At 32.8% G+C, this 4,424-nt stretch carries 3 protein-coding genes and 1 pseudogene; 3 read left to right on the plus strand and 1 reads right to left on the minus strand.

Annotation, left to right across the window (positions count from 1 at the left end):
- The 3 genes and pseudogenes from ACR0QS_RS11470 to ACR0QS_RS11480 form a co-directional block, all read left to right on the plus strand.
- A pseudogene (locus tag ACR0QS_RS11470) lies at positions 1-265 on the plus strand (Rpn family recombination-promoting nuclease/putative transposase); the annotation flags it as partial.
- Positions 266-375: 110 nt separating this feature from the next.
- Entirely contained in the window at positions 376-1,188 is an 813-nt protein-coding gene (locus ACR0QS_RS11475; protein ID WP_432633586.1) for a leucine-rich repeat domain-containing protein, read from the plus strand.
- A 101-nt stretch (positions 1,189-1,289) separates the two neighbouring features.
- Positions 1,290-2,981 (plus strand): phospho-sugar mutase, encoded by a 1,692-nt coding sequence (locus ACR0QS_RS11480; RefSeq protein ID WP_432633587.1) that lies wholly within the window; start codon positions 1,290-1,292, stop codon positions 2,979-2,981.
- Between the two features lie 103 nt (positions 2,982-3,084).
- Here ACR0QS_RS11480 and ACR0QS_RS11485 read toward each other — a convergent pair whose 3' ends face one another.
- A complete protein-coding gene (locus tag ACR0QS_RS11485) occupies positions 3,085-4,233 on the minus strand; it encodes a hypothetical protein (RefSeq protein WP_432633588.1) in 1,149 nt (382 codons plus the stop codon).
- Positions 4,234-4,424 lie beyond the last annotated feature (191 nt).

Below are 4,424 nucleotides of genomic sequence, written 5' to 3' on the forward strand. Positions count from 1 at the left end.
AGAAATTTACGACAAGTATAATAAGTTTGTAAAAAATGACGATTTAACGGAAGGCTATACGGAATGGGAAGAAAATTATTTTAGAATGCTAACATTGAGCGAAGAAAGATTGCAAGGAAAACTTGAAGGCATAAGAGAAGGGAAACTTGAAGGAATAAAAGACGAAAAATATTCAATAGCCAAAACATTAAAACAAATGAACATGGATAACGTCTCAATAAGCAAGGCGACAGGATTAAGTATTGAAGAAATTAATAAACTTTGATTACAAGCGCTATTGTGATTTAGAAAAAAGAGTTGAAATTTTTTAATAGTTTTATATAATTATAGTAGATAGGAAATATTTTTATTGAAATTTAAGGATTTTGAGAATTTATGAAATATATTTTATTGTTTTTATGCATTTTAAGTTTATCTTGTAAATATAATGTCGCAAATCCAGTCGGCACTCTCAGAGATTATACGGAAGGAAGCGGAGTAATTTATTATGTTTCTTCAAGCTCGTCTGAAGCAGATATAAAATTGGCTTTAATGAAAAATAAACATTCGCTTGGAAAATATTTAATAAAAGTTTCGGCTACTAATGATACTTCCAATAGTGCTACTAACATTTTAAATGAAATAAAAAAAGCTCTTACAAATAATTCTTCTTTTGATAATCTAGAAGTCGATATAAGCAAGTTAGAAGGAATAACGGAAATTCCAGCATCCGTATTTAAAGATGTGAAAAATTTAGGCAGTATTTCATTATCCGATAAAGTGACAAAAATAAATAAAGAGGCTTTTTCGGGTTGTTCTTCTTTGAATAATGTTCGATTTTCAAATGGTTTAACGGACATATTGGATAGCGCTTTTTCAAATTGTTCTGCCTTAACTTTAGTAATGCTTTCTTCAGAAAAATTAACTAATATAGGAACTAACGCTTTTTCGGGTTGTTCTTCTTTAGTTAGTATAATTTTATCGGCAAGTTTAAAGACAATTTGTAATGACGCTTTCACTAATTGCACTAAATTGGCAAATGTTGAATATTTAGGAAAAACAAATAGCATTTCAACTAACTGCAAACCTTTTTCAAATGGAACAAATCCAAGTAATTTATACTTACCTAATGCATCAAGTGGATTTAGTGGTAGTTTTTTGGGTAAAAGTGATTGGAAAACTAATTACAGCAAACATATTCCGAATTAAATTTTAAATTAAGTATTTCACTTGATTATATCTATTTTTTATAATATAATTCTTTTATTAGATAAATTAAATAAGAAATTTTTATTAAAAGGTATTTAAAAATGGAAAAAAATATTGAAGAAAGAATTAATTCATGGCTTAACGGCGCTTATGACGAAGAAACTAAAAAAGAAATAAGAGATTTGCTCGACTCGAAAAACGAAAAAGAACTTACGGACGCTTTTTACAGAGATTTGGAATTTGGAACGGGCGGACTTCGAGGAATAATGGGAGTCGGCACAAACCGAATGAATAAATATACGGTTGGAAGAGCGACTCAAGGCTTGGCAAATTATATCTTGAAACAAAACGGAAAAGATTTTAAAGTGGCGATTGGATACGACTCGCGAAATAATTCCGATATATTTTCAAAAACTGCGGCGGAAATATTATCTTCAAACGGAATAAAAGTTTATTTGTATGACGATATTCATCCGATTTCGCTTTTGTCTTACGCTGTTAGAAGTTTGGGATGCATCGCGGGAATAGTGGTGACGGCGAGCCATAATCCTAAAGAATATAACGGTTATAAAGTTTATTGGACGGACGGCGCTCAAGTAATTCCTCCGCATGATAAAAATATAATAGACGAAGTTTTGAAAGTCAGCCCCGAAGAAGTAAAAATGGGCGATAATTCAAAAGTGAGTTTGATTGGAAAAGATATTGAAGATAAATATATGAACGATTTGATGGGCTATCTTGTCAACCCCGATATTATCAAAAAACATAACGATATAAAAATAGTTTATACTCCGATTCATGGCTCTGGTTATAAAATGGTTCCAATGGCTCTTAAAAAAGCGGGATTTACGAATATAGCGACTTTAGAAACCGTTCAGCCTCCAAACGGTAATTTTCCGACTGTGGAATCTCCAAACCCAGAAAATCCAGAAGCTTTGAAAATGGCGGTAGATAAAGCGAAAGAAATCGGAGCGGAATTGGTTATGGGAACGGACCCAGACTGCGACAGAATGGGATGCGCTTTGCTTAATAGAGACGGAAATTATATTTATCTTACGGGAAATCAAATCGGCTCTATAATTCTAAACTATTTGATAACGAATAAAAAAAATATTAAAAATCCTTTTGTGGTAAAAACGATAGTGACAACCGAGCTTGCAAGAACTATTGCCGATGCGAATAATGTTAAACTTTTCGATGTATTGACGGGCTTCAAATGGATTGCCGATATTATCGAAAGAGAAAAAGACGGAAATTATTTATTCGGTTTTGAAGAGAGTTTCGGATACTGTATAAACGGAAATGTGCGAGATAAAGACGGCGTAAGTTCATGTTTAATCTTTGCTGAAATTTTGGCTTATTGTAAAGATAATAATATGACTTTAGCCGATTATTTGGAAAGCCTTTACGAAAAATACGGATATTTTTATGAAGAGACAATTTCTATAACGAAAAAAGGAGCGGACGGAGCGAAAGCAATAGAAGATATGATGACTTATTATAGAAACAATATGCCGAAAGAAATTTCTGGCGTTGAAGTCGTTCATATAAGCGATTATGAGAAAAAAGAAGTTTACGACAATAGCGGGAAAAAGATAAAAGATATAACTCTTCCGAAGTCGAATGTCCTTCAATATATATTAAGCGACAATACAAAAATTACGATTCGTCCTTCTGGAACTGAGCCGAAAATTAAATTTTATTTCGAGGTTTGCGTTAAGGAAAGCAAGGATAAAAGAGTTTCTGTGGCAAAAGAGAAAGTGGCGAATTTTAAGAAGTTTATTAAAGAATAATTAAGGTTTTATAAAATTAAAAGGCTTGCCCTAAACGAGCAAGCCCTTTTATTTGTTTATTTTTTATTCAACTATAGTTTATATAATCTTAAAATTCAATTAATTACCACTTCGTGCCGCTGCCAGAATATCCAATACCAAGGTTGTATGACCTGTCTGAAGCGAAACGGAATCCCCATTTATAAATTTGATGAGGTCCTTTTGCCTCAAATCGTCCCATATACTCGAGAGGATTTTGTCCTCTTATTTCTTTCCAAAATCCGCTGCCTCTGTCATGTTCAAAATCCATATATATTTGAGCCGCATAAGCCACTCCAGTCCAGTTGTTGTCGGTAAGATTCCATGCTTTTTTACCGTTCACTTCCCATCTTCCAGTTCCCAAATCGACAGCCATTCCCAGATGCAATACCAATACTTCCGTTTTTCCAACTTCCCTATATTCTGTCATCGATGCATATTTGGTATCATTAGGAGAATTCATACCGAAAAATATTTTTGGATAATTTCTTACTTCGTCCGACATTGGTATAGTTTTAATATGCGAATGCCAGCCAACGCCGTAAGAATAAATTCCGCCCAAAGCCCAGTGTCCGTTATAATCTCCGCCTCCTTTAGGGTTATGTCCGTCAGGCGTAGAGTTTCCCGTAAGTCCAGCTAAATATTTAATTATGGCGCCGCCCCTGAATATTTTCATTATCCATTCTGGTTTCTTATCCCAGCGAATATTATAATCGTTATCGAAGTAGAAATTCCCGCCTTTATCTCCGTCCCATGTATTTGCCGTTTTTATATAGAGTCTTCTATTTCCGTCTCTTGGAAATTTATCCGTTCTATCTACCACATCTTTCCAAAGCTGGTCTAATTTTTCCGTATCCTGATAAGAAACTCTTACATTTCTACTAAACGGAACCATTATATTATAATAAGTATCGGATGGAAAAGTTTTTTCTGGTTTTGGTTCTGGCTTTGGTTCGGGTTCAGGTTCTGGCTCGGGTTCAGGTTCTGGCTCAGGTCCTGTCTTAATATTGTCAAATATTTGGTTATTTCTAAAACTCGGAATATTGCTGGTAATTTTTCCCAAATTATCTTTATCTTCTTTAGAATTGATTATATCTCCTCCCGTTTGTGTCAAATTATTATCAACGCTTCCCGTAATATCGGAATTGTCAGCGCAGGCAATAATTCCCGTAACACTAAATACCGCTATTAATAACATAATAGCTACTCTCTTAAAAAATTTTTTTGTTTGCATATTGCAACTCCTTATTTTAATATATAAGATTTTTTAATCTTACATACATATTATAACAATTTATTTTAAATCGTCAACTAAAATTTTGTATTTTTATCAAAAAAAAAAAAAAAAATAACAAATTTACAAAAAAGTAATAAGTTTATAAATAAGATAACTAAAATTTATGAAAGGAATTAAGATAATTCAAT

The sequence above is a fragment of the Brachyspira sp. genome (assembly GCF_050873525.1).
In the GTDB taxonomy this organism is placed as follows: domain Bacteria; phylum Spirochaetota; class Brachyspiria; order Brachyspirales; family Brachyspiraceae; genus Brachyspira.

Bases quoted from the DNA above. Each gene is read 5' to 3' on its own strand.
- ACR0QS_RS11480 (WP_432633587.1), top strand. From the start codon at position 1,290: ATGGAAAAAAATATTGAAGAAAGAATTAATTCATGGCTTAACGGCGCT.
- ACR0QS_RS11485 (WP_432633588.1), bottom strand. From the start codon at position 4,233: ATGCAAACAAAAAAATTTTTTAAGAGAGTAGCTATTATGTTATTAATA.
- ACR0QS_RS11475 (WP_432633586.1), top strand. From the start codon at position 376: ATGAAATATATTTTATTGTTTTTATGCATTTTAAGTTTATCTTGTAAA.